Genomic DNA, 20,615 nt, shown 5'->3' with positions numbered 1-20,615 from the left:
GACTTTCCGGCATGTCCGGAGCGAGCACCGCGGGTCCCGTCGGGGAGCCGTCGCACCGGAACCCGGCGAGCGACGGCGCACCGCCGACCGGCCCGCTGCAGGCGCTGCTCGGCGGGGACGCCTCCGAGCACGGCCAGACGGCCGACCTGGTGCGCGTCGTCGACACCCCCGAGGCCCGGGTGCGGCACCCCTCCGACATGCTCGGCATGGTGGTCAGCGCGCTCGCCGTGGCCCTCGTGCTGGTGCTGTCCGTGGTCGCGCACGCGACCACGGAGGGCGTCACCCAGGACGTGCGGACCTTCAGCTCCCTGCTGGCCCGCATCCTGTTCATCCCGGTCCAGGTGCTCGAGGGCCTCATCACCCTGTTCGTGCCCGCCGCCGTGCTGATCGAGCTGGGCTGGCGCCGCCTCGGCCGGCAGGTGGTGGAGTCCATCTGCGCGGCCGCTCTGGGCCTCGTGCTGGGCGTCGTCACGGCGCTGACCATCTCCACGTTCGGCAGCGACGAGCTGGTGCGCGGGCTCTCGGTGTTTCGCGACGGGGCCTGGCAGCTCACCGTCCCGGGGTACGTCGCCGCGATCGCCGGCCTGCTCACCACGGCCGGGCCGCGCACCCGCCGGCGCACGGTGCGCTGGTCGTGGAACGTGCTGTACCTGGCGCTGTTCATCGTGCTCATCACCGGCCAGGTGTCGCTGCCGGGCGTGCTCGTCGCGCTGCTGCTCGGCCGCCTGGCGGGGCAGGCCGTGCAGTACGTGTCCGGCGTGCGCAGCGAGCGCGCCTACGGCGCCGACCTGGTGTCGGCGGTGCGGCGGGCCGGCTTCCACCCGACGGCGCTGGTGCGGGTCCGCGACGTCTCCGCCGTCGTCGACGACGAGGCGGACCCCGACCACGCGCCCGCCGTGCCCGAGGACCCGGTGGCCTCCTACGACGCCGACGGCGACGTCGTCGACGCCCCCGAGGACGAGGACCAGACGCTGCCGCCGGACCCCACCACCGCGGACGCGGCCGCCCTGGCCCTCACCCGCTCCGGCGACAACCGGGTGTACGCGCTGTTCACGGGCGACGGCGAGCCGCGCCGCGACGTCGTCGTGCTCGACGGCGACCGCCAGGTGCTCACCACGGTGCAGCGGCTGTGGCGCGCGCTGCGGCTGCGCGGCCTCGAGGGGCGCGCAGCGATCTCGCTGCGTGCCGCCGCCGAGCGCACGGCCCTGCTCGCGTACGCGGCCCAGGCTGCCGGCGTGCGCACCCCGCGGCTGGAGGGCATCGGCGTCGCGGACGACTCCGTCGTCCTGGTGCAGGAGCACGCGCGCGGCGCCGTCTCGCTGCGCGACCTCGAGCCCGACGACCTCGACGGGCCGCGCGGCGACGCGGTGCTCGCGCAGGCGTGGGAGCAGCTGCGCCGCGCGCACGAGGCCGGGCTCACCCACCACGCCCTGACGCCCGACGTCGTGCTGGTGCACCGGGACATCTCCGGCGCGCCGCACGTGTGGCTCACCGGCTGGGAGCAGGGCGAGATCGCGTCGGGCACTCTGTCGCGACGGCTGGACCTCACGCAGATGCTCGCGCTGCTGGCCCTGCGGGTCGGCGCACGCCGCGCGCTCGCCTCCGCGGTGCGCGCCCTGCCCGACGACGACATCGCCGCCATCGGCCCGCTGCTGCAGTCCATCGCGCTGCCCAGCCCCACGCGCGAGGAGGTGCGGCGCGCGAAGGGCCTGCTGGACGAGCTGCGCGAGGCGCTCGTCGAGCGCCTGCCGCAGGCGGACGTGCAGCCGCAGAACATCACGCGCTTCGGCGCGCGCACGGTCATCATGCTGGCGCTGACGATCGTCGCCGTCACGGTGATCGTCACGACGCTGAACTTCGAGGAGATCGCCTCCGCGATCACCGAGGCGAACCCGTGGTGGGTCGCGGCGTCGTTCGCGCTCGGGGCCATCACCTGGTTCGGGGCGGCGCTGACGTTCGTCGCCTTCTCGCCGGAGAAGCTGCCTCTGTGGCGCGCGACGCTCACCCAGATGGCCGGCTCGTTCGTGTCGCTGGCCGCCCCCGCCGGCATCGGGCCCGCGGCGCTCAACCTGCGGATGCTCACCCGCCGCGGCGTGGCCACCCCGATGGCGGTCGCGACCGTGGCACTGGTGCAGCTCTCGCAGTTCGTCGTCACGGTGCTGCTGCTGGTCGTGCTGTCGGTGTCGACCGGCTCCGGCGGCCTCATCGACCTCCCGTCCACGACGGTGCTGCTCGCCATCGCGGGCGTGGCCGTCGCCGTCGTCGCGACCCTGCTGGTGCCGGCCGTGCGCCGGTGGGCGTGGGAGAAGGCCCGGCCCACGCTGGAGCAGGTGTGGCCGCGGCTGTCGCAGATGCTCGGCCAGCCGACCCGCCTCGCGCTGGGCCTCGGGGGCAACGTCATCATGACGCTGGGCTACGTGCTCGCGTTCGACGCCGCCCTCGCCGCGTTCGGGCAGTCGCTCAACCTCATCGACGTCGCGGTGATCTACCTGGTCGGCAACTCCGTCGGCGCCATGGTGCCCACCCCCGGCGGCCTGGGTGGCGTCGAGGGCGCGCTCATCGCCGGGCTCACCGCCGCCGGCATCCCGGCGTCGCTCTCCGTCACGGTGACCATGCTCTACCGCGTCGTCACCTACTGGGCCCGCGTGCCGATCGGCTGGGTGGCGATGAAGCGCCTCGAGAAGACCGGCGACCTGTGACCGCACTGGACGCCCCGGCCCGCTGCACGCCGAGCACGGCAGCGTCGGTGGCCGCCGAGGAGCTCGACCGCGTGCTCGCGGGGCTGCAGTGGCGGTTCGTGGACCGGTCCCGGCACGCCCTGGCCGCCGGCGAGTGGGCGGAGCACGCGGCCGGGGACGCGGCCCTCCTGCTCGTCACGGCGGGGCTGGTGCGCGTGCGCGGGGCGGGCGACGTCGCCGACCTGGCGCCCGGCGACTTCCTGTTCCTGCCGCACGGCCCGCGGTTCGAGGTGCACGCGCTCTCGGACGCCGCCGTGCAGGGCGTGCGGGTCGCGCCCGTCGGGGCGGACGACGGCGCGGGCGTGCTGCCCGCCGTCGTGCAGCTCACCGAGCTGCCGCAGACCGAGCCGACGGCCGCCACGATGCTGCGCTCCCTGGTGGAGGACTACCGCGCCCCGCGCAGCGTGCTCGGCGACCGCGTCGTCACGCTCGTCGCGTCCATGGCGATCAGCGCCTGGTACGCGCGCGGCTGCGCCCCGGCGCGCTGGCTGATGCAGCGCGAGGACCCGGGGCTGGCCAGCGCCGTCGCGGCGATCCACGCCGACCCCGGCCGCGAGTGGACGGTCGACGACCTGGCCCGGGTCGCCCTCGCCTCCCGGTCCGGCTTCGCCGCCCGGTTCCGCGCCGCGACGGGGCTGACGCCCGGCCGGTACCTGGCGCAGGTGCGGGTGGCGCACGCGCGCTGCCTGCTGACGGCGGGCGACCTGCCGGTCGCGACGATCGCCCGCCGCCTGGGCTACGGGTCGGACACGGCGTTCGGCCGCGCCTTCCGGCGTCAGACGGGCGCGACGCCGTCCGAGTACCGCCGCGACAGCGTGCTGCGCACCAGGACCCCGCCCGCGACGGCCGCGACCGCGGCCACGAGGTAGGTCCAGCCGACCCCCACGGAGTCGACGCCGAGGCCGCCCACCGCGGAGCCGAGGATGATCGCCGTCTGGAACGCGGCGACCACGAGCCCGCTGCCCGCCTCGACCTGGTCCGGCATCATCCGCGTGATCCACACCTGCACCACGTTGAGGATGCCGCCGAAGGCCGCGCCCCACACCACCACCGCGGGGTACACGAGCAGCGGCACGGACGCGGACAGCCCGACGGCGGCGACGCCCGCGCCGATCGTCACCGGCACGGCGAGCAGCAGCACCGCGAGGTGCCGGTCGACGAGCGCCCCGATGGCGAAGTTCCCGACCAGCCCGCCGACGCCGAACAGCGCCAGCAGCACGGCGACCGCCCCGACGTCCGAGCCCGGCAGCAGCGACAGCGCGGGCCGCACGTACGTGTAGCCGGCGAAGTGCCCGCCGATCACCGCGACGATGGCCACCAGGCCGAGCGCGACGCCCGGCGAGCGCAGGGCGCGGCCCGTCGCCGACCAGCCGATGCCCGGCGTCGGCGCCACGGGCGGCAGGGCGACGCGCATCGCCACCGCCGTCACCACGGTGACCACCGCGGCCGCCACGAACACGACCCGCCAGCCGGCGGCGGCGCTGAGGATCACACCCAGCGGCACGCCCGCCACGGTGGCGACCGTCGTGCCCGCGTTGACGATCATCATCGCCCGGCCCACCCGGTCGGCCGGGACCAGCTGCGTCGCGATGACCAGCGACATCGACCAGTAGCCGCCCAGCGCCGCGCCGAGCAGCAGGCGGGCCGCCATGAGCACCCCGATGCTCGGTGCCACCGCGACCAGCACGTTGGAGGCGACGGCGCCCAGCGCCAGCACCACGAGCAGCGTGCGCCGGTCGGTGCGCGGGAACAGGGAGCCCAGCACCAGGGCCGTGAGCAGCGCCGTCAGGGCCGTGGCGCTCACGGAGAGGCCCACCACGCCCTCGGAGACGCCGAGGTCCTGCGCCACCGGCGTGAGCACCCCGGGCGGCAGGAACTCCGCCGTCACCAGCGAGAAGCTCCCCAGGAACATCGTGGCCAGCGCGAGCCCGGCGCGGCGGGGCGGCAGCGGGCCGGCCGGCGGCGTCGTGCTCGTCGGCGTGCTGGTCGTCGTGCTGGTCGGAGCGGCCGCCGTCGTGCTGGCGGGTGCGGCCGCGGCGGTGTCGATCGGGTTCGTCGTCATGCTGGTCGCAACAACGACCGTCCGCGCCCGGGCCGACCGGGACGCCGACGGACTCGATCCAGACGCCACACGACCGGGGGCCGGGAAACGCCGGAGGCCCGCCGCTCGCGTGATGCGAGCGGCGGGCCTCCGGGGTGCCGACACGACGCGGACGTCGTGTCAGCGAAGGATCACTTCGCGACGGCCTTCTTCAGCAGCGAGCCGGCGCTGATCTTCACACCGAAGCCGGCCGGGATCTGGATCTCCTCGCCGGTGCGCGGGTTGCGACCGGTGCGGGCCGCGCGCTCGACGCGCTCGACCGAGAGCAGACCCGTGACCTTGACCGCCTCACCCTTGGCGAGCGACTCCTCGAGCACCGCCTGGAAGGCGTTGAGGAACTTCTCCGCCTCCGCCTTGCTGAGCTCGGCCTTGCCGGCGATGGCCGAGACCAGCTCGGACTTGTTCAGCGACATGTGCATCCCTTCTCCGGTTCACGACGCACGCGACCCGCGCGTCGTCACGTTCGTGTGCCTGCCCGGCTCACGCCGGGCGGACGGGGAACACACTAGGGAACATCCGCGGATTCCTGCGACTTTTCCGCGCGTGGCGTGCCGGACACCCTGATTCGGGAACCTTTCGAGCACGCGATCTGTCCCGGTATCGGCCGTCATGGCGCGACAGATCGCATGCTCGAACGCGGCTCAGGGGGTCCTCAGGGGGTCGGTCGTCCGTCGTCGCGGGGAGTCTCGCCCGGTTCGTGCGGTTCGTCCGTCCCGTCCGTGCCGTCGTGCGCGTCGTCGGCGGCGCGGCGGCGGCGCTGCAGCAGGACCGCGGCCGCCACGCCCACCGCCGCGAGCACGGCCACGGGGAACAGCCACGCCGTGGCCCACCCCGCCTCGCCGTCGGCGTTCAGGTCCACGCCCGGCGTGCCGCCCCCGCCGTGCACGTGGCCGGACGACGTCGTGGCGTCCGGTGACGTCGTCGGGCTCGAGGAGGCGCTCGTCGTCGGGCTGGACGACGGGCTCGCGCTCGGCGACGGCGTCGCGGCGCCCGCCACCGTGAACGTCAGCTCGCCCTCGATGGGGTGCCCGTCGGAGGAGACGACGCGCCACGACACGTCCCAGTCGCCGCCGGGCAGGTCGTCGGGCAGCGCGGCGGTCACCTCGTCGCCGTCGACGGCGACCTCCGCTCCGGCCGTGCCGTCCGGCGTCGTGACCGCCACCTGGGCGCCCGCCTCCAGGACGTCCGCGCTGAAGACGAGGGCGATCTCCGCGGGGGCGTCGTCGAGCGAGGCGCCGTCCGCCGGGTCGGACGACAGGAGCCGGTCGTGCGCGGCGGCGGGCTGCGCGACGGCGACGCCGACCACCGGGGTCAGCACCGCCGCGAGCAGGGCGACGACGGCGCGACGGCGCCGGGCGAGGTTCGGGTGCACGGCCCGACCCTAGCGACCCCGCGAGCTGTCAGGACCAGAGCAAGGTATACGCGGCGCTGGCCCTGACAGCTCCGGAGCCCGACGAGTTGTCAGGGCGAGGGGAAGGTATACGTGGCGCTGGCCCTGACAAGTCTCGCGGGGTGCGGCGGCGTTCCTACACTCGGGGGGTGGACTTCACCTCGGCCTACGCCCACGGCTTCGCCCGCGTGGCGGCCTGCACCGTCCCCGTCACCGTCGCCGACCCGCGCGCGAACGCCGCCACGATCCTCGCCGAGGCGCGCGCGTGCCACGACGACGGCGTCGCGGTCGCCGTCTTCCCGGAGCTGTGCGTCTCGGGCTACGCGATCGACGACCTGCACCTCGCGGACACGCTGCTGGAGGCGACGTCGGACGCCCTCGCCGCGATCGTCGAGGCCAGCGCCGACCTGCGCCCCATGCTGGTCGTCGGCGCGCCGCTGGAGGTCGGCAACCGGCTGCTGAACTGCGCCGTCGTCGTGCAGGGCGGCCGGGTGCTCGGCGTCGCACCCAAGTCGTACCTGCCGAACTACCGCGAGTTCTACGAGAAGCGCTGGTTCGCCCCCGGCGACGACCGCCGCGGCGCCACGGTGACGCTGCCGTTCGCCGACGGCCCCGTGCCGTTCGGCCCCGACCTGCTGTTCGCCGCCGACGACGTCGCGGGCCTCGTCGTGCACGTCGAGGTGTGCGAGGACCTGTGGGTGCCGGTGCCGCCGTCGGCGGAGGCCGCGCTGGCGGGCGCGACCGTGCTGCTCAACCTGTCCGCCAGCCCCATCACGGTGGCGCGCGCGGAGGACCGGCGGCTCATGGTCCGCTCGGCGTCGCACCGCAACCTCGCCGCCTACGCGTACGCGGCGGCCCAGGGCGAGTCGAGCACGGACCTGTCGTGGGACGGCCAGACCATGGTCTACGAGGTGGGCGACCTGCTCGCCGAGACCGAGCGGTTCCCCGACGGGGCCCGCCGCTCCGTGGCCGACGTCGACCTCGACCGGCTGCGCCAGGAGCGGCTGCGGCAGGGCAGCTTCGACGACAACCGGCGCGCGCTCGGCGCTCGGGTCGAGGGCTTCCGCACCGTGACCTGGACCGTGGACCCGCCGGCCGGCGACGTCGGCCTGCGCCGCAAGGTGGACCGCTTCCCGTTCGTGCCCGACGACCCGGAGCGCCTGGCCCAGGACTGCTACGAGGCGTACTCGATCCAGGTGTCCGGGCTGGAGCAGCGGCTGCGGTCGATCGGGCAGCCGAAGATCGTCATCGGCGTCTCCGGCGGCCTGGACTCGACGCACGCGCTGATCGTCGCGGCCCGTGCGATGGACCGGCTCGGCCGCCCCCGCACGGACATCCACGCGGTCACGATGCCGGGCTTCGCGACGTCATCCGAGACGAAGGACCGCGCCACCCGGCTCGCGGAGTCGCTCGGCGTGCACTTCGAGGAGCTCGACATCCGGCCCGCCGCCGAGCAGATGCTGCGCGACCTGGGCCACCCGTTCGGCGCGGGCGAGAAGGTCTACGACGTCACGTTCGAGAACGTGCAGGCCGGCCTGCGCACCGACTACCTGTTCCGGCTCGCGAACCACCGCGGCGGCATCGTGCTCGGCACCGGCGACCTGTCGGAGCTGGCGCTGGGCTGGTGCACCTACGGCGTGGGCGACCAGATGTCGCACTACGCGGTGAACACCGGCGTGCCGAAGACGCTCATCCAGCACCTGATCCGCTGGGTCGCCGACAGCGGCCGGTTCGAGGCGGAGACCAACGACCTGCTGCGCGACATCCTCGCCCAGGAGATCTCGCCCGAGCTGGTGCCCGCCGGCGAGGGCGAGGCGCCGCAGTCCACCGAGGCCGCGATCGGCCCGTACGCGCTGCAGGACTTCACGCTGTACTGGACGCTGCGGCACGGGCTGCGGCCGTCCAAGATCGCGTTCCTCGCCTGGCACGCCTGGCGCGACGCCGAGTCCGGTGAGTGGCCGCCGAACTTCCCGCACGACGAGCGGTCCGCCTACGACCTGCCCACCATCCGGCAGTGGGAGCTCGTGTTCTTCCGGCGGTACTTCTCGTCGCAGTTCAAGCGCTCCGCCATCCCCAACGGGCCCAAGGTCGCCGCCGGCGGCTCGCTCTCCCCCCGTGGCGACTGGCGGATGCCGTCCGACGCGTCCGCCGCCGCCTGGCTCGCCGAGCTGGAGGAGAACGTCCCGACGACCGTGTGACGTCAGGGGCGCACGACGGGCCCGAACCCGGTCCAGCGCAGCTCGGGCGGCAGGTGGCCCATGTCGTTGTAGACGACGAGCGAGGCGCCGCGGTCGTCGCGGTACTCGATGGTGGTGAGGGCGGCGTTGCCGTACGGCAGGCCGAGCCAGCTCTCGGGCGGCGCGGCGAGCGCGTCGCGCACCAGCCAGGCGACCTGGAAGGCGTGCGTGACGAGCACCTCGTGCGTCTCGACGTCGGAGGGACGCGCGAACCGGGCGGTGAGCGCCGCGGCCAGCCGCTCGCCCTCGGCGGCCTCGGCGTGGTCCTCGCCGTCGAAGAACCCGGCCCACGCGGGCGGCATCGGGTCGGGGAGGTGCGGCACGTGGTCCACCAGCTCGGGGGCCTCGCGCACCGGGACGCCCGGGAGCTGCGCCCCCAGGGCCTGCGCGGAGCGCACGGCACGCGGCAGGGGCGAGTGCCAGACGGCGTCGACGGGCAGCGCCGCCAGCCGACGCCCGGCCAGCTCGGCCTGCCGCTCCCCCTGTGCGGTCAGCTCGCCGAACGGGTCCGCGGCGCCGTGTCGCAGCACGTGCAGGTGTCGGGTCGGCATCCGTCGACGGTACCGGCTCGACCTGTCGGCTCGATCGGCGACGACGCCGGCAGATAGGGTGCTTCGGGCCGTTCCGCCGGGGACGGCGGCAGGAGCACGCGGCAGGAGCACAGGAGCGACATGAGCGAGCGGCAGCCTTCGGGGACGACGACGGACGGCGTCGCGACGCCCGAGGAGCAGCACCGCAAGCTGCTGTGGCCGAAGCTCGGCCCGTACCCCACCGAGGTGCGCCAGACGATCCGCGTGCTCGCGGAGATCCTCGGCGCCCCGCGCCGTCCGAAGAAGAAGAAGCCCACGACGGCCTCCGGCTGGGCGGCGCACAAGCTGGGCGTGAAGAAGGCCCGGATGTCCGAGGTGAAGCGCGACCTCTCGGACGCGCAGCTGCTGCTGCACGGGCACGTCCTGGCCGGCTGGATGAAGGAGCACGAGGGCGCCGTCAAGATCCTCGGTCCCCACGGCAGCACGCCGGAGTGGCGGCCGCTGAGCCTCGGCGAGGACCACACCGTGTCGGTGCCCTTCCACCTGTCGGTGTTCTTCCCCGCGGGCACCCTGCGCGACGAGCCGATCGTGATCCACATCTGCGGCGGGCACCCGGCGGACGTCACGGTCTACACCGGCGAGGGGCGCCGCGACCTCGCGGAGGCCGTCCTCGACGACTTCCTCGCCGCCCTCAAGGGCGAGGGCAACCCGTACCGCGGCCGCATCCTCCAGGTGTCGGTGAGCAGCTACGGCAACCAGGTCGGGTTCGAGCCGGTGCCCGCGACCCACGAGACGCGCGCCGACCTCGTGCTCTCCGACGCCGTGTGGGCGGAGGTCGACCTGTTCCTGTCGTCGGGCACGACGCGCCGCGCGGACCTGCTCTCCCTCGGCCTGCCCACCACGCGCGGCCTGCTGCTCGCGGGCAAGCCGGGCGTCGGCAAGACCAAGCTCGGCCGGATCCTCGCGGCGGAGGTCGCGGGCGCGATGACCGTGATGATCGTGGAGCCGGACGTGCTGCGGCAGGCGTCGGAGAACCTCTACAAGGAGGTCGAGCGGCTCGGCCCCACCCTCGTGGTCATGGAGGACATCGACGGCGTCGCGAACGCGGAGATGCGCAGCTCGTCGGGCTTCTCGGAGTTCCTCAACGCGCTCGACGGCGCGCGGGTGCGCAACGACGTCCTCACCCTCGCGACCACCAACGACCCGGGCTCGCTCGACCCGGCGGTGAAGCGACCGGGGCGGTTCGACACGATCCTCGAGGTGCCGCTGCCCAGCCAGGAGGGCCGCGTCTCCATCCTCGAGATCTACCTGCCGCGGCAGGGCGAGGGCCTCGACCTCGGCGCGATCGCCGGCAGCCTCGACGGCGCGACGGGCGCCGAGATCCGCGAGGTCGCGCGCCGCGCCGTCCTCGAGCACGGCATCGACGGCATGACCACGCGCCGCATCCTCGACATCACCGCGACCGGCCGCTGGAAGCCCTCCCCCGCCGTCGGCCACTACCTGTAGTCCAACCCGCCGGAGACTGCCGAACAGGCGGCATGATGGCGGGCATGACCTCTCCGATCCGCACCGCCCGCTCGTCCGTCGCCATCACGAACGGCTACGTCGTCCCCGTGGACGGCCTGCCGGTCGACGGCGGCACCGTCCTGGTCACGGACGGCGTGATCACCGCCGTCGGGCCGGACGTCGAGGTGCCGGACGGCGTGCGCACGCTCGACGCGGGCGGCCGCTGGGTGCTGCCCGGGTTCGTGGAGTCGCACGGGCACGTGGGCGTGCACGAGGAGGCCGAGGGCTGGGCCGGCGACGACACCAACGAGAAGACCGGGCCCGACGGCGCGCACCTGCGCGCGCTGGACGCGATCAACGTGGAGGACGAGGGCTTCCGCGACGCGCTCGCGGGCGGCGTGACGTCCGTCGTCGTGAAGCCCGGCTCGGCCAACCCGATCGGCGGCCAGACGGTCGCGATCAAGACGTGGGGCGGGCGCACCGTCGACGAGCAGGTCATCAGCGACGTCGTGTCCGTGAAGTCGGCGCTCGGCGAGAACCCCAAGCGCGTGTACGGCGAGCAGAAGAAGCAGCCGTCCACCCGACTCGGCGTGGCCGCCGTCATCCGGCAGGCGTTCCTGGACGCGCAGCACTACGCCGCGCAGCGCGACGCCGCCGCGGCCAAGGGCGAGCCGTTCGCGCGCGACCTGGGCAAGGAGACGCTGGCGCGCGTGCTCGCGGGCGAGCTCGCCTGGGACCAGCACACCCACCGCGCCGACGACATCGCCACGGCCCTGCGCCTGGCCGACGAGTTCGGCTACCGGCTCGTGGTCAACCACGGCACCGACGGCGCCGCGATCGCGGACGTGCTCGCCGAGCGCGACGTGCCCGTCATCTACGGCCCGATGCTCACGTCCCGCTCCAAGGTGGAGCTGCGCGACCGCGACATCGCCAACCTCGCCCGCCTCGCCGACGCCGGCGTGCGCGTCGCCATCACGACCGACCACCCGGTGGTGCCGATCAACTTCCTCGTGCACCAGGCGTCCTTCGCGGTGAAGGAGGGCCTGGACCCGCAGGTCGCGCTCGAGGCGCTCACGGTGAACCCGGCGTCGTTCCTCGGCCTCGACGACCGCGTCGGGGCGCTCGCCCCGGGCCTCGACGGCGACGTCGTCGTCTGGTCCGGCGACCCGCTCGACGTCGCCTCGCGCGCCGAGCACGTCTTCGTGACCGGCACCGAGGTCTACACGTGGGACCGGGCCGCCGACGGCGGGCGCGGCGCCGGCCGCGTGCGCGAGCGGTCGGAGCGCTTCGCCGGCTGAGCCTGTCGACACCCACGCCCCGGGTCTCGACAGGCTCGACCAGCGGTGGCGGTCAGTGGGCGAAGCCCGACCGCACGCCCTCGGTCGGCATCGGCCCGGTGAGGGCGTCGAGGTAGGCGACCTCCTCCGCGAGGTCCGCGAGGAACGACGCCGCGAGGTCGTGCCCCAGCCCGTTGCGCACGACGACGCGCTGCACGGTGACGTCGGCGAGGTCGTCGGGCATGGGGTACGCGGGGACCAGCCAGCCGCGCGTGCGCAGGCGCTCGGACAGGTGGTAGAGGTTCCAGTTCTCCGTGTGCCCGGCCCGCAGCCGCCAGGCGAAGACCGGGATGTCGGAGCCGTCGTTCCACAGCTCGAAGGCGGGCATCTTCCCCACCCCGTCGGCGAGGAAGCGCGCCACGTCGTGCGACGCGCCCTGCACGGCGGCGAACCCCTCCCGCCCGAGCCGCAGGAACATGTAGTACTGCAGCAGCACCTGCGCCCCGGGGCGGGAGAAGTTCAGCGCGAGCGTCGGCATGTCGCCGCCCAGGTAGCTGACACGGAAGACGAGGCTCTCGGGGAGCGCCTCCTCGTCACGCCACACCACCCAGCCCAGGCCGGGGTAGACGAGCCCGTACTTGTGCCCGGAGGTGTTGATCGACGCGACCCGGTCCACCTGGAAGTCCCACACGAGGTCGGGCTGCACGAACGGGGCGATCATCGCCCCGGACGCGCCGTCGACGTGGATCTTCACGTCGAGCCCGGTCGCGGCCTGGATGCGGTCGAGGGCGGCGGCGATCTCGGTCACCGGCTCGTACATGCCGGTGTACGTGACGCCGAGGATCGCGACGACCCCGATGGTGTTCTCGTCGACGTAGTCCTCGAGGTCGTGCCCGTCGAGCACGCGGTGCTCCTCGCTGATGGGCACGTAGCGCGGCTCGACGTCGAAGTAGTTGCAGAACTTCTCCCAGCACACCTGGACGGCGCTGGACATCACGAGGTTGGGCGTGCCGGCGGGCTTCCCGGCGGCGCTGCGCGCGTGCTGCCAGCGGCGCTTGAGGGCGAGGCCGGCGAGCTGGCACGCCTCGGACGACCCGACCGTCGACGTGCCGATGGCGTGGTGCGGGTCCGGGGCGTGCCACAGGTCGGCGAGCATGCGCCAGCAGCGGTCCTCGACGGCCGCGGTGGCCGGGTACTCGTCCTTGTCGACCATGTTCTTGTCGGCGGCCTCGAGGTAGAGCCGGCTGGCGTGGTCGTCCATCCACGTGCCGACGAAGGTGGCGAGGTTGAGCCGCGCGTTGCCGTCGAGCATGGCCTCGTCGTGCACGATCTGGAACGCCGTCTCCGGCAGCGACTCGCCCTCGGGGAGGCGGTCGCGGGGCACGGACGTCGACTCCCCCGGCCGGACGAAGATCGGGTTGAGCTCGACGTCCCCGGCGCGGACGTGGCGCCGCCCGCTCCCTCGGGTCCTGCTGGCCATGGCGCTTCCCCTCGACGGCGTGGTGGTGCGGCTCGTTCGAGAGTAGGTCGGGCGCAGGCGCCTCACCCCGGGGGCCCCGGGTGAAGTCGAGTTAGGCGACACCTGTTGTCTAAATGGTTTCCCGAGCGTATCGTCGAGGACGTCGGGAGCGCCGGCTCCCCCAGAGAGCACCGGGAGGCGCGCGGCATGGACAAGCGGGTCGAGCGGACCGCGGAGGCCCTGCGCTCCGCCGTCCTCGAACTCGCCGCCCAGCAGGACGTCGCCGACCTCACCGCGTCCGCCGTCGCCGCCCGCGCCGGGATCAACCGCGCCACGTTCTACGACCACGCCGCCAGCCCCGCCGACCTGCTCGCCCGCGTGCTGCGCGCCGAGCTCGACCGCATCCGCGCGGAGTTCGACGCCGCCGTGCGCGGCGTCGTCGGGCACGCCACCCGCACCGACGCCGAGCAAGTCGTGGCGCGCTACACCGGGGCCCTCCAGGCCCACGTCGAGGCGCACCTGCCCGTGTACGAGCGGGCGCTGGAGGGCGGCCTCAGCGCCCCGCTGGCCCGGCTCCTCGCCGACCACGTGGCCGACACCCTCGCCGCCCACCTGCGCGCCCACCCCGGCCTCATGCCGCTGGACCCGGGCACCCCCGCCGACGAGGCCGACCGCTACGCCCTCGCGTTCGCGACGTACGTCGGGCTCGGCACCGTCGGCGCGCTCGAGGTCTGGCTCGCCGCTCCCCCGCCCCGCGACCCCGCGTTCTTCGCCCGGGTCGCCCACGACGCCCTGCCCGCCTGGTGGACCACCCCGTCCCCCTGACGGCGTCCCCTCCGCCCGGGACGGCCCGGTCCCAGGCGGGCAGGTGCACCCACTCACCAGAACCACGAAGGAGGGCCGACATGGCCACCACCACCCCCGTCAGCACAGGAAACCGCGTCCACAACAAGGTCGCGATCGTCACCGGGGGCACCGGGGGCATGGGCGTCACCCACGCCCGCGCGCTCGCCGCCGAGGGCGCCAAGGTGGTCGTCGCCGACCTCGACGACGCGAAGGGCGCGGCGCTGGCCGCCGAGCTCAACGGCGACCGCACCGACGTCGCGCGCTACGTGCACCTCGACGTCACCAGCGAGGACGACTGGGCGAAGGCCGTCGCCTTCACGCTCGAGGAGTTCGGCCGCGTCGACGTGCTCGTCAACAACGCCGGCATCGCCAACGGCGGGCCGATCACCGAGTTCGACACCGACGCCTGGCGCCGGATCATCGACATCAACCTCACGGGCGTGTTCCTGGGGATCCGTGCCGTCTCGCCGATCATGGCGAAGGCCGGCTCCGGGTCGATCATCAACATCTCGTCCGTCGAGGGCCTCCGCGGCAGCGCCGGCCTGCACGGCTACGTCGCGTCGAAGTTCGGCGTCCGCGGGCTGACGAAGTCCGTCGCGCTGGACCTCGGGCCGTACGGCGTGCGCGTCAACTCCGTGCACCCCGGCTTCATCTCCACGCCCATGACGGCGGCCCTCAACGCCGACGACCTGCTCATCCCGCTCGGTCGCCCCGCCGACCCCGCCGAGGTGTCGCAGATGATCGTCTTCCTCGCCAGCGACGAGTCGAGCTACTCCACCGGCTCCGAGTTCGTCGTCGACGGCGGCCTCGTCGCCGGCGTGCCCTCGAAGAAGTAGACCGGTGGTCGAGCCTGTCGAGACCAGGTCTCGACGGGCTCAACCACCGATGCCGTCGAGGAAGTCCTCCATCAGCGGGCCGGCTGTGTCGGACCCGCGGTGGCCGTCCTCGACGAAGACGGCCACCGCGAGGTCGTCGACGATCGCCAGCATCCACACGTGCTGCTTCGACCCGTCGCCGTACTGCGCGGTGCCGGTCTTGGCGCCGACGATGCCCGGCACGTCCTGCAGCATGTCCGCGCTGCCCTCGGTGACGACGCCGTGCATGAGGTCGCGCAGCACCTTCGCCTCGTCGTCCGAGACGCCCGGCGTGGTGGGCTTCTTCTCGTCCTTCTTCTTCTCGGTCGTGCCGTCGTCCTTGCCGTCGCCCTCGTCGTCGCGCACCAGCACGGGCTGCACGCGGTGCCCGGCGGCGACGCTCGCGGCGACCGTCGCCATCCCGAGCGGCGACGCCTGCACCTTGCCCTGGCCGATCATCGACGCCGCGTGCTCGGTGCCGCCCGCCTCGGCGGGGACGGCGCCGAGGAACGCCGGCACGCCCAGCACCGGCGTCGCCACCTCGTCGTCCACCAGGCCCAGGTCCGACGCCGCGGTCGCGAGGTCCGCCTGCGCCACCTTGTCGCGCTGCGCGATCATCGCCGTGTTGCACGAGTGCGCGAACGCGGTGCGCAACGGCACGTCCCCGATGGCCGACGACGGGTACCCGGGCACGTTGCCGAACGTGCGGCCGTCGACGGTGATGTCGTCCGTGCACGCCACCTTCGTGTCCGGGGTGATGCCGGCGCGCTGCATCGCCAGCGCGTCCACCACCTTGAACGTCGACCCCGGCGGGTACTGCCCGAGCGTCGCCGTGGACCACCCCTCGCTGCCGGGCCCGCTCGCCGCCGCGACCACCGCGCCGTCGGACGGCCGGATCGCGACGATCGCGCTGGCCGGGTCGACGTCCTCCAGCACGTTCTCCGCGTGCTTCTGCAGGTGCTGGTCGAGGGTGGTCGCCACCGGGGTGCCGTCCACGGCGTCCACGCGGTACAGCTCGCGGCCCTCGTCGTCGTCGTCGTCCGCGGGCTCGCCGTCCAGGCCGACGTCACCGTCCGCGCCGTTCGCCGGCAGCACGCTCACGAGCACGCCCGGCGAGCCGGTGAGCTGGTCGTCGTAGGCCCGCTCGACGCCGGACAGCCCGACCACGTCGCCGGCCTGCACGGCGCCGTCGGACTCGTCGACGATCTCCTTGGTCGCCTCGCCGACGGTCCCCACGATCGGCTCGGCGAAGTCGCTGGTCGGCCCCAGCTCCAGGGTGTCCTCGATCGCCCGGACGCCGATGATGTCCTCCGCGTCCTCGGCCGTGAAGTCGACGCCCGAGTTCTTCTGGCGGATCGTGATCGCCTCGACGAACGCCTTGTCCCCCGCCGCCTCGACGCGCGCGAAGAACTCGTTCGGCTCGAGCCCCACGAGCTGCGCGAGCTCCCGCGCCGCGGACTCCTGCCCGAGGCCCTCGACCGCCGTCTTGTCCACCCCGATGTGCCACACGCCCCGCTCCGTGACCATCGGCTCGCCGTCGCCGTCCAGCAGGTCGCCGCGGTCCGCGTCGAGGGTGGTGACCTTCAGCCGCTCCCCCGGGGCCAGGTCGGGCACCAGCACGTCGGGGCTCCACACCGCACGCCACGCGCCCTCGCCGCCGTCGTCCGGCGTCACGTAGGTGAGGTCGACGTCGGTGCTGTACTTCCAGGTGACGTCGCGCCCCACGGGCCACGACCAGTCCAGCGAGGCCACCGCGGTGGTCGTCCCGTCCTTCGTGACCGGTTTGCCGACGTCTGCCACCGTCACGGTGCGCTCCCGCTCCCCCGACGCGTCGACGAGCGGCTCGAGCACCTCGGTGAGCTGCGTCTGCACGTCGACGGAACCGGGGGCCTGCAGCGGCACGTCGCTCACGTCGCCCGCGCGGAGCCCGGTCGCGAGCGCGTCGACGGCGGCGTCGGCGGGCGGCACGTCGGAGCCGGTGCAGGCCACCAGGGGCACACCGACGACGGGGGCCAGGATCAGGGCGAGGGCGAGGCGGTGTCGACGGCGCACCTTGGCGAGATTATCGGCTTCCTGGCAGTCTGGACGGCATGTCCCCCCGTGTCTCGGTCACGGTCCTGCAAAGATTTCGCGGCGCTGCCGTGATCGGCGCCCTGGTGATCGCCGGGACGGTCGCGCCAGGGCCCGCCGCGCACGCCGGGATGCCCGACCCCCGCCCGGGCGGCGAGTCGATCCTGAGCCGCACGTGGGAGCCGACGCGCGACCCCGCGGACCCGACCGTACTGGTGAACAAGGCGCACCCCGTGACCCCGCGAGACTGGGCCCCGGGCGACCTCGTACGGCCCGACGTCACCGCGCTCGGCGAGCACGACCGCCTGCGCGCCGACGCCGCGCGAGCCCTCGAACGGCTCGCCGCCGCCGCGCAGCGCGCCACGGGTCACGAGCTCGTCCTCGCCTCCGGCTACCGGTCAGCCGACTACCAGCGGCGCCTGTACGCCCGGTACGTCGACGAGCACGGGCGGCGCGCCGCCGACACCTTCTCGGCCCGACCCGGCTTCTCCGAGCACCAGACCGGCCTCGCCGCCGACGTCGCCGAGGCCGACACCCCGTACACGCGGTTCGGCAGCACCGAGACCGGCCGCTGGGTGGCCGCCCAGGCCTGGCGCTACGGGTTCGTCGTGCGGTACCCGCGCGGCGAGCGGGCCGTGACCGGCTACTCCCCCGAGCCCTGGCACCTGCGCTACGTGGGCACCGAGCTGACGACCGGCATGCACCTCGCCGGCACCGCCACCCTGGAGGAGGCCTTCGGCGTCGCGCCCGCCCCCGACTACCCCGCGAGGTAGTTCAATCCGTGCCGAGGTAGTTCAATCCGTGCCGAGGTAGTTCAGCCCGCGGCGAGGTAGTTCAGACCGTGCCGAGGTAGTCCAGCCCGCGGCGAGGTAGTCCAGCCCGTGCCGAGGTAGTTCAGGCCGCGGCGAGGTAGTTCAGACCGTGCCGAGCGCCCGCCCCAGGCGTTGCACGGCCTCGGTGAGGACAGCCGACGACGTCGCGAGGTTGAGGCGCAGCCACCCGGCGCCGCCGGCACCGAAGCGCACGCCGTCCTCCAGGGCGAGGCGGCCGTGCTCCAGGACGAACGCCGCGGCGTCGGCCGCGGGGACGCCGCCGGGCAGGGCGGCGCGCAGGTCCAGCCAGGCGAGATAGGTGGCGTCGGCGGGCTGGACCCGCACCGCGGGCGCGTGCTCCGCCAGCAGGCGGCCGAGCAGCGCGCGGTTCGCGTGCACGCCGGCGAGGATGGCGTCGAGCCAGGGCCCGCCGTCGCGGTAGGCGGCGGCGTGCGCGAGCACGGCGAGGTGGTTGACGGCGTGGCCCGCCTCCTCGGGGACGCGCCGCAGGTCGTCGGCGGCGTCGGGCCCGCCCAGCGCGACGGCGGCGCGCAGCCCCGCGAGGTGGAAGGCCTTGGACGCCGACTGCACGGCGATCGCCCGTTCGGACCCCGCCACCGACAGCAGCGGGACGAACCCCGGCGCAGCGTCGTCGACGCGCCCGAACGTGAGGGGCGCGTGGATCTCGTCCGCCACGACGCGCACGCCGTAGCGGTCCGCGAGCGCCAGCACCGCCTCGAGCTCGGCGCGCGTGTGCACGGTGCCGGTGGGGTTGTGGGGGTTGCACAGCAGCAGGACGGCGCGCCGCCCGGAGCCTGGCCCGGTGCCGTGGGCGGCGGCGCCCGTGACGCGCGCGAAGGCGGCCTCCAGCGTGCCGAGGTCGAGGCGCAGGTCGGCGCCCAGCGGCGCCTCCACGACCTGTCGCCCCTCGTTGCCCGGGAAGCCGTAGAACGGCGGGTAGACCGGCGGCGTGACGACGACGGCGTCGCCCGGCGCGGTGAGCACGCGCAGCACCTCGACGATCGCGACCATGACGTCCGGCATCGTGCGGCTCGACGCGACGTCGGGCGCCCAGCCCCAGTGCTCCTGCGCGAAGGGCGCGAGCGCCTCGGCGTAGGTCGTGCCGAGGTCGTACCCGGTGTCGCCGAGCGCGAGCGCCCGCTGCACGGCGTCGACGACGGGCGGCGCGACGGGGGTGTCCATCTCCGCGACGAACAGCGGCAGCACGTCGGGCGGGTACGCCCGCCACTTCACGGACGTCCGGCGCCGCAGGTCGTCGAGATCGAGCAGCTCCAGCGGGTTCTCCGTCACGGCTCCGGTCTACCAGAACGTGGCCCCGCTGGTTGAGCCTGTCGAAACCTCGGTCACCGGAATTCGACGAGCTCAATCCACGGTGGCCGCCGGCCTCACGACGGGTGCCCACTCGTCCTTGACGAGCGCCGGGCGGTCCTCGTCCGTGTGGCCGGCCCAGCGCCGCGCGTCCTCGATGGTGGCGGCGAGCAGGCCGCGCAGCCGTGCGTCCGTGTCGGGGACGAACGCCTCGCTGATGCCCTGCACCGCCGTCGAGACGACGGACGGCGCGGCGTCGCGCACGAACCGCTTCGGCCGCACGCGCGTGCCCTCGCAGAACCGGTAGGCCCACTCGGCCGTCTTCGGCGACGCGGCGAGCGCGTCGGCGCTGGCGGGGTCGAGGGTGCCCTCGGGGCGCCCGTCCAGCACGTCGAGCATCCGCTCCGCGCCGATGATCGCCACCGCCAGCGTCTGCTGCCGGTCGGCGGGCGCCACGGGCAGCGCCGTCTGCGCGGCACGCAGCGCGATCCGCACGTCCCACCGCGGGTCGCCGCTGGTCAGCCCGATGACGGATGGGATGAGCGGCGCGAGCTGCGGGCGGTTGCCGTCGGAGGTCAGGTCGTTCACCGCCCGGGCGAGCATCGCGAGCAGCGGGTGCGTGCACTGCGGATGGTCGCTCCACCGTTCACCGGCCAGGAACGACGCCAGCTCCATGAAGCACGCGCCCTTCTTGGGGTTGCGGTGCTTGCCACGCCCGAGCATCGGCAGCGCGTCGAAGGCGCCTGCAACAGATCCAGCCACGAGTCCACCCCCGTATAGGTCCGGTCCTGACCAGTGTGCGACCGCTGTGACCCACGTCGCAACGGCTGGCCCGGGCGAACCGCCGCCCGCGCCGCTCCGGCGGCCCCCTCAGCGAGCGCCGGGGGTACCTCAGACGGCCGGTCGCCCTGGTCAGGGCCCCGTCTGAGGTACCCCCGGCGCCGAAGACGGGGCAGATGCCCGATCCCCGGGCGGGGGCCTCAGGACGAGCGTGGGCACCACGAGATCGAGGGAGCCGGCGGTGGCCGGCAGCAGGGCCGGGGACCCCGGCCGGTGAGGGGACGAGGACATGAACGAGATGACGTCGCGGGACCTGGCCGTCCTGGCCGAGCTGGACTACCGGCGCGAGCGGATGGCCGAGACCTACCAGCGCGGGACGCCGGCGTGGGTGCGCACCGTGGGCGGCGCGGTCGGCCGCGGGGTCCGGGGCCTGGTCCGCCGGGCGCGCTCGCGGGCCGCCGACCGCGAGGCCGTGCAGCGCCTCGGGGCGACGCTCGACGCCGTCGCGGCCCGGACCGACGCCCGCGCGTGGGACCTCCAGGTGACCCGCCGGGCCGACCAGATCTCCCACGGGCTGGACGCGCTGCGCCCGCAGGACGGCGCCGGGCGCCGGGCTGCCTGACCGTGGGCGGCGCAGGGCAGTCGTCGGTCGAGCCTGTCGTGACCCGGGTCTCGACAGGCTCGAC

At 74.4% G+C, this 20,615-nt stretch carries 17 protein-coding genes; 9 read left to right on the top strand and 8 right to left on the bottom strand.

Annotation, left to right across the window (positions count from 1 at the left end):
• Positions 1 to 11: 11 nt before the first annotated feature.
• Both AAG589_RS20550 and AAG589_RS20545 read left to right on the top strand, forming a co-directional pair.
• On the top strand, positions 12 to 2,699 hold the full coding sequence (locus AAG589_RS20550) for a lysylphosphatidylglycerol synthase transmembrane domain-containing protein (protein WP_430569154.1): 2,688 nt from the start codon (positions 12 to 14) through the stop codon (positions 2,697 to 2,699).
• The gene (locus AAG589_RS20545) at positions 2,696 to 3,607 is read left to right on the top strand and encodes an AraC family transcriptional regulator (protein ID WP_430569153.1); all 912 of its coding nucleotides are present in this window, start codon (positions 2,696 to 2,698) and stop codon (positions 3,605 to 3,607) included. Before AAG589_RS20550 ends, AAG589_RS20545 begins: the two co-directional genes overlap by 4 nt.
• Here AAG589_RS20545 and AAG589_RS20540 read toward each other — a convergent pair.
• The 3 genes from AAG589_RS20540 to AAG589_RS20530 form a co-directional block, all read right to left on the bottom strand.
• On the bottom strand, positions 3,514 to 4,800 hold the full coding sequence (locus AAG589_RS20540; RefSeq protein WP_430569152.1) for an MFS transporter: 1,287 nt from the start codon (positions 4,798 to 4,800) through the stop codon (positions 3,514 to 3,516). The genes AAG589_RS20545 and AAG589_RS20540 overlap by 94 nt on opposite strands.
• 170 nt (positions 4,801 to 4,970) lie before the next feature.
• Positions 4,971 to 5,252, bottom strand: coding sequence for an HU family DNA-binding protein (locus tag AAG589_RS20535; RefSeq protein ID WP_079573476.1), 282 nt, complete (start codon positions 5,250 to 5,252; stop codon positions 4,971 to 4,973).
• A 239-nt stretch (positions 5,253 to 5,491) separates the two neighbouring features.
• A complete protein-coding gene (locus tag AAG589_RS20530; RefSeq protein ID WP_430569151.1) occupies positions 5,492 to 6,211 on the bottom strand; it encodes a copper resistance CopC family protein in 720 nt (239 codons plus the stop codon).
• Positions 6,212 to 6,378: 167 nt separating this feature from the next.
• Between AAG589_RS20530 and AAG589_RS20525 the strand changes: the two genes are divergently transcribed.
• Positions 6,379 to 8,427: an NAD(+) synthase gene (locus AAG589_RS20525; RefSeq protein ID WP_430569150.1), complete on the top strand. Its 2,049-nt coding sequence runs from the start codon at positions 6,379 to 6,381 to the stop codon at positions 8,425 to 8,427.
• Between the two features lie 2 nt (positions 8,428 to 8,429).
• Here AAG589_RS20525 and AAG589_RS20520 read toward each other — a convergent pair whose 3' ends face one another.
• Positions 8,430 to 9,017, bottom strand: coding sequence for a histidine phosphatase family protein (locus AAG589_RS20520; RefSeq protein ID WP_430569149.1), 588 nt, complete (start codon positions 9,015 to 9,017; stop codon positions 8,430 to 8,432).
• 120 nt (positions 9,018 to 9,137) lie between these two features.
• Here AAG589_RS20520 and AAG589_RS20515 point away from each other — a divergent pair, with 120 nt between their 5' ends.
• Together AAG589_RS20515 and AAG589_RS20510 are read left to right on the top strand one after the other, a co-directional pair.
• A complete protein-coding gene (locus AAG589_RS20515; protein ID WP_430569148.1) occupies positions 9,138 to 10,502 on the top strand; it encodes an ATP-binding protein in 1,365 nt (454 codons plus the stop codon).
• A 44-nt stretch (positions 10,503 to 10,546) separates the two neighbouring features.
• Positions 10,547 to 11,800: an amidohydrolase gene (locus AAG589_RS20510; protein ID WP_430569147.1), complete on the top strand. Its 1,254-nt coding sequence runs from the start codon at positions 10,547 to 10,549 to the stop codon at positions 11,798 to 11,800.
• Positions 11,801 to 11,852: 52 nt separating this feature from the next.
• Here AAG589_RS20510 and AAG589_RS20505 read toward each other — a convergent pair whose 3' ends face one another.
• Entirely contained in the window at positions 11,853 to 13,259 is a 1,407-nt protein-coding gene (locus AAG589_RS20505) for a glutamate decarboxylase (protein ID WP_430569146.1), read from the bottom strand.
• Between the two features lie 186 nt (positions 13,260 to 13,445).
• Between AAG589_RS20505 and AAG589_RS20500 the strand changes: the two genes are divergently transcribed.
• Both AAG589_RS20500 and AAG589_RS20495 read left to right on the top strand, forming a co-directional pair.
• Complete coding sequence (locus tag AAG589_RS20500; RefSeq protein ID WP_430569145.1) at positions 13,446 to 14,063, top strand: TetR/AcrR family transcriptional regulator; 618 nt, start codon at positions 13,446 to 13,448, stop codon at positions 14,061 to 14,063.
• An 80-nt stretch (positions 14,064 to 14,143) separates the two neighbouring features.
• A complete protein-coding gene (locus AAG589_RS20495; protein ID WP_430569144.1) occupies positions 14,144 to 14,920 on the top strand; it encodes a glucose 1-dehydrogenase in 777 nt (258 codons plus the stop codon).
• A gap of 39 nt (positions 14,921 to 14,959) precedes the next feature.
• On the opposite strand, the gene AAG589_RS20490 is transcribed toward AAG589_RS20495, so the two are convergent.
• Positions 14,960 to 16,990, bottom strand: coding sequence for a penicillin-binding transpeptidase domain-containing protein (locus tag AAG589_RS20490; protein ID WP_430569143.1), 2,031 nt, complete (start codon positions 16,988 to 16,990; stop codon positions 14,960 to 14,962).
• 38 nt (positions 16,991 to 17,028) lie between these two features.
• Here AAG589_RS20490 and AAG589_RS20485 point away from each other — a divergent pair, with 38 nt between their 5' ends.
• Positions 17,029 to 17,781, top strand: coding sequence for a M15 family metallopeptidase (locus AAG589_RS20485; RefSeq protein WP_430569142.1), 753 nt, complete (start codon positions 17,029 to 17,031; stop codon positions 17,779 to 17,781).
• Positions 17,782 to 17,922: 141 nt separating this feature from the next.
• On the opposite strand, the gene AAG589_RS20480 is transcribed toward AAG589_RS20485, so the two are convergent.
• Positions 17,923 to 19,131 (bottom strand): MalY/PatB family protein, encoded by a 1,209-nt coding sequence (locus tag AAG589_RS20480; RefSeq protein ID WP_430569141.1) that lies wholly within the window; start codon positions 19,129 to 19,131, stop codon positions 17,923 to 17,925.
• 72 nt (positions 19,132 to 19,203) lie between these two features.
• Entirely contained in the window at positions 19,204 to 19,911 is a 708-nt protein-coding gene (locus AAG589_RS20475) for a hypothetical protein (RefSeq protein ID WP_430569140.1), read from the bottom strand.
• Between the two features lie 307 nt (positions 19,912 to 20,218).
• On the opposite strand from AAG589_RS20475, the gene AAG589_RS20470 reads away from it, so the two are divergent.
• Entirely contained in the window at positions 20,219 to 20,551 is a 333-nt protein-coding gene (locus AAG589_RS20470) for a hypothetical protein (protein ID WP_430569139.1), read from the top strand.
• The last annotated feature ends 64 nt before the right edge of the window (positions 20,552 to 20,615 follow it).

The organism is Isoptericola sp. F-RaC21 (assembly GCF_038593535.1).
Taxonomy (GTDB): domain Bacteria; phylum Actinomycetota; class Actinomycetes; order Actinomycetales; family Cellulomonadaceae; genus Isoptericola.
The sequence above is the reverse complement of the archived record's forward strand: the minus strand, read 5'-3'. Positions and strand labels throughout refer to the sequence as shown.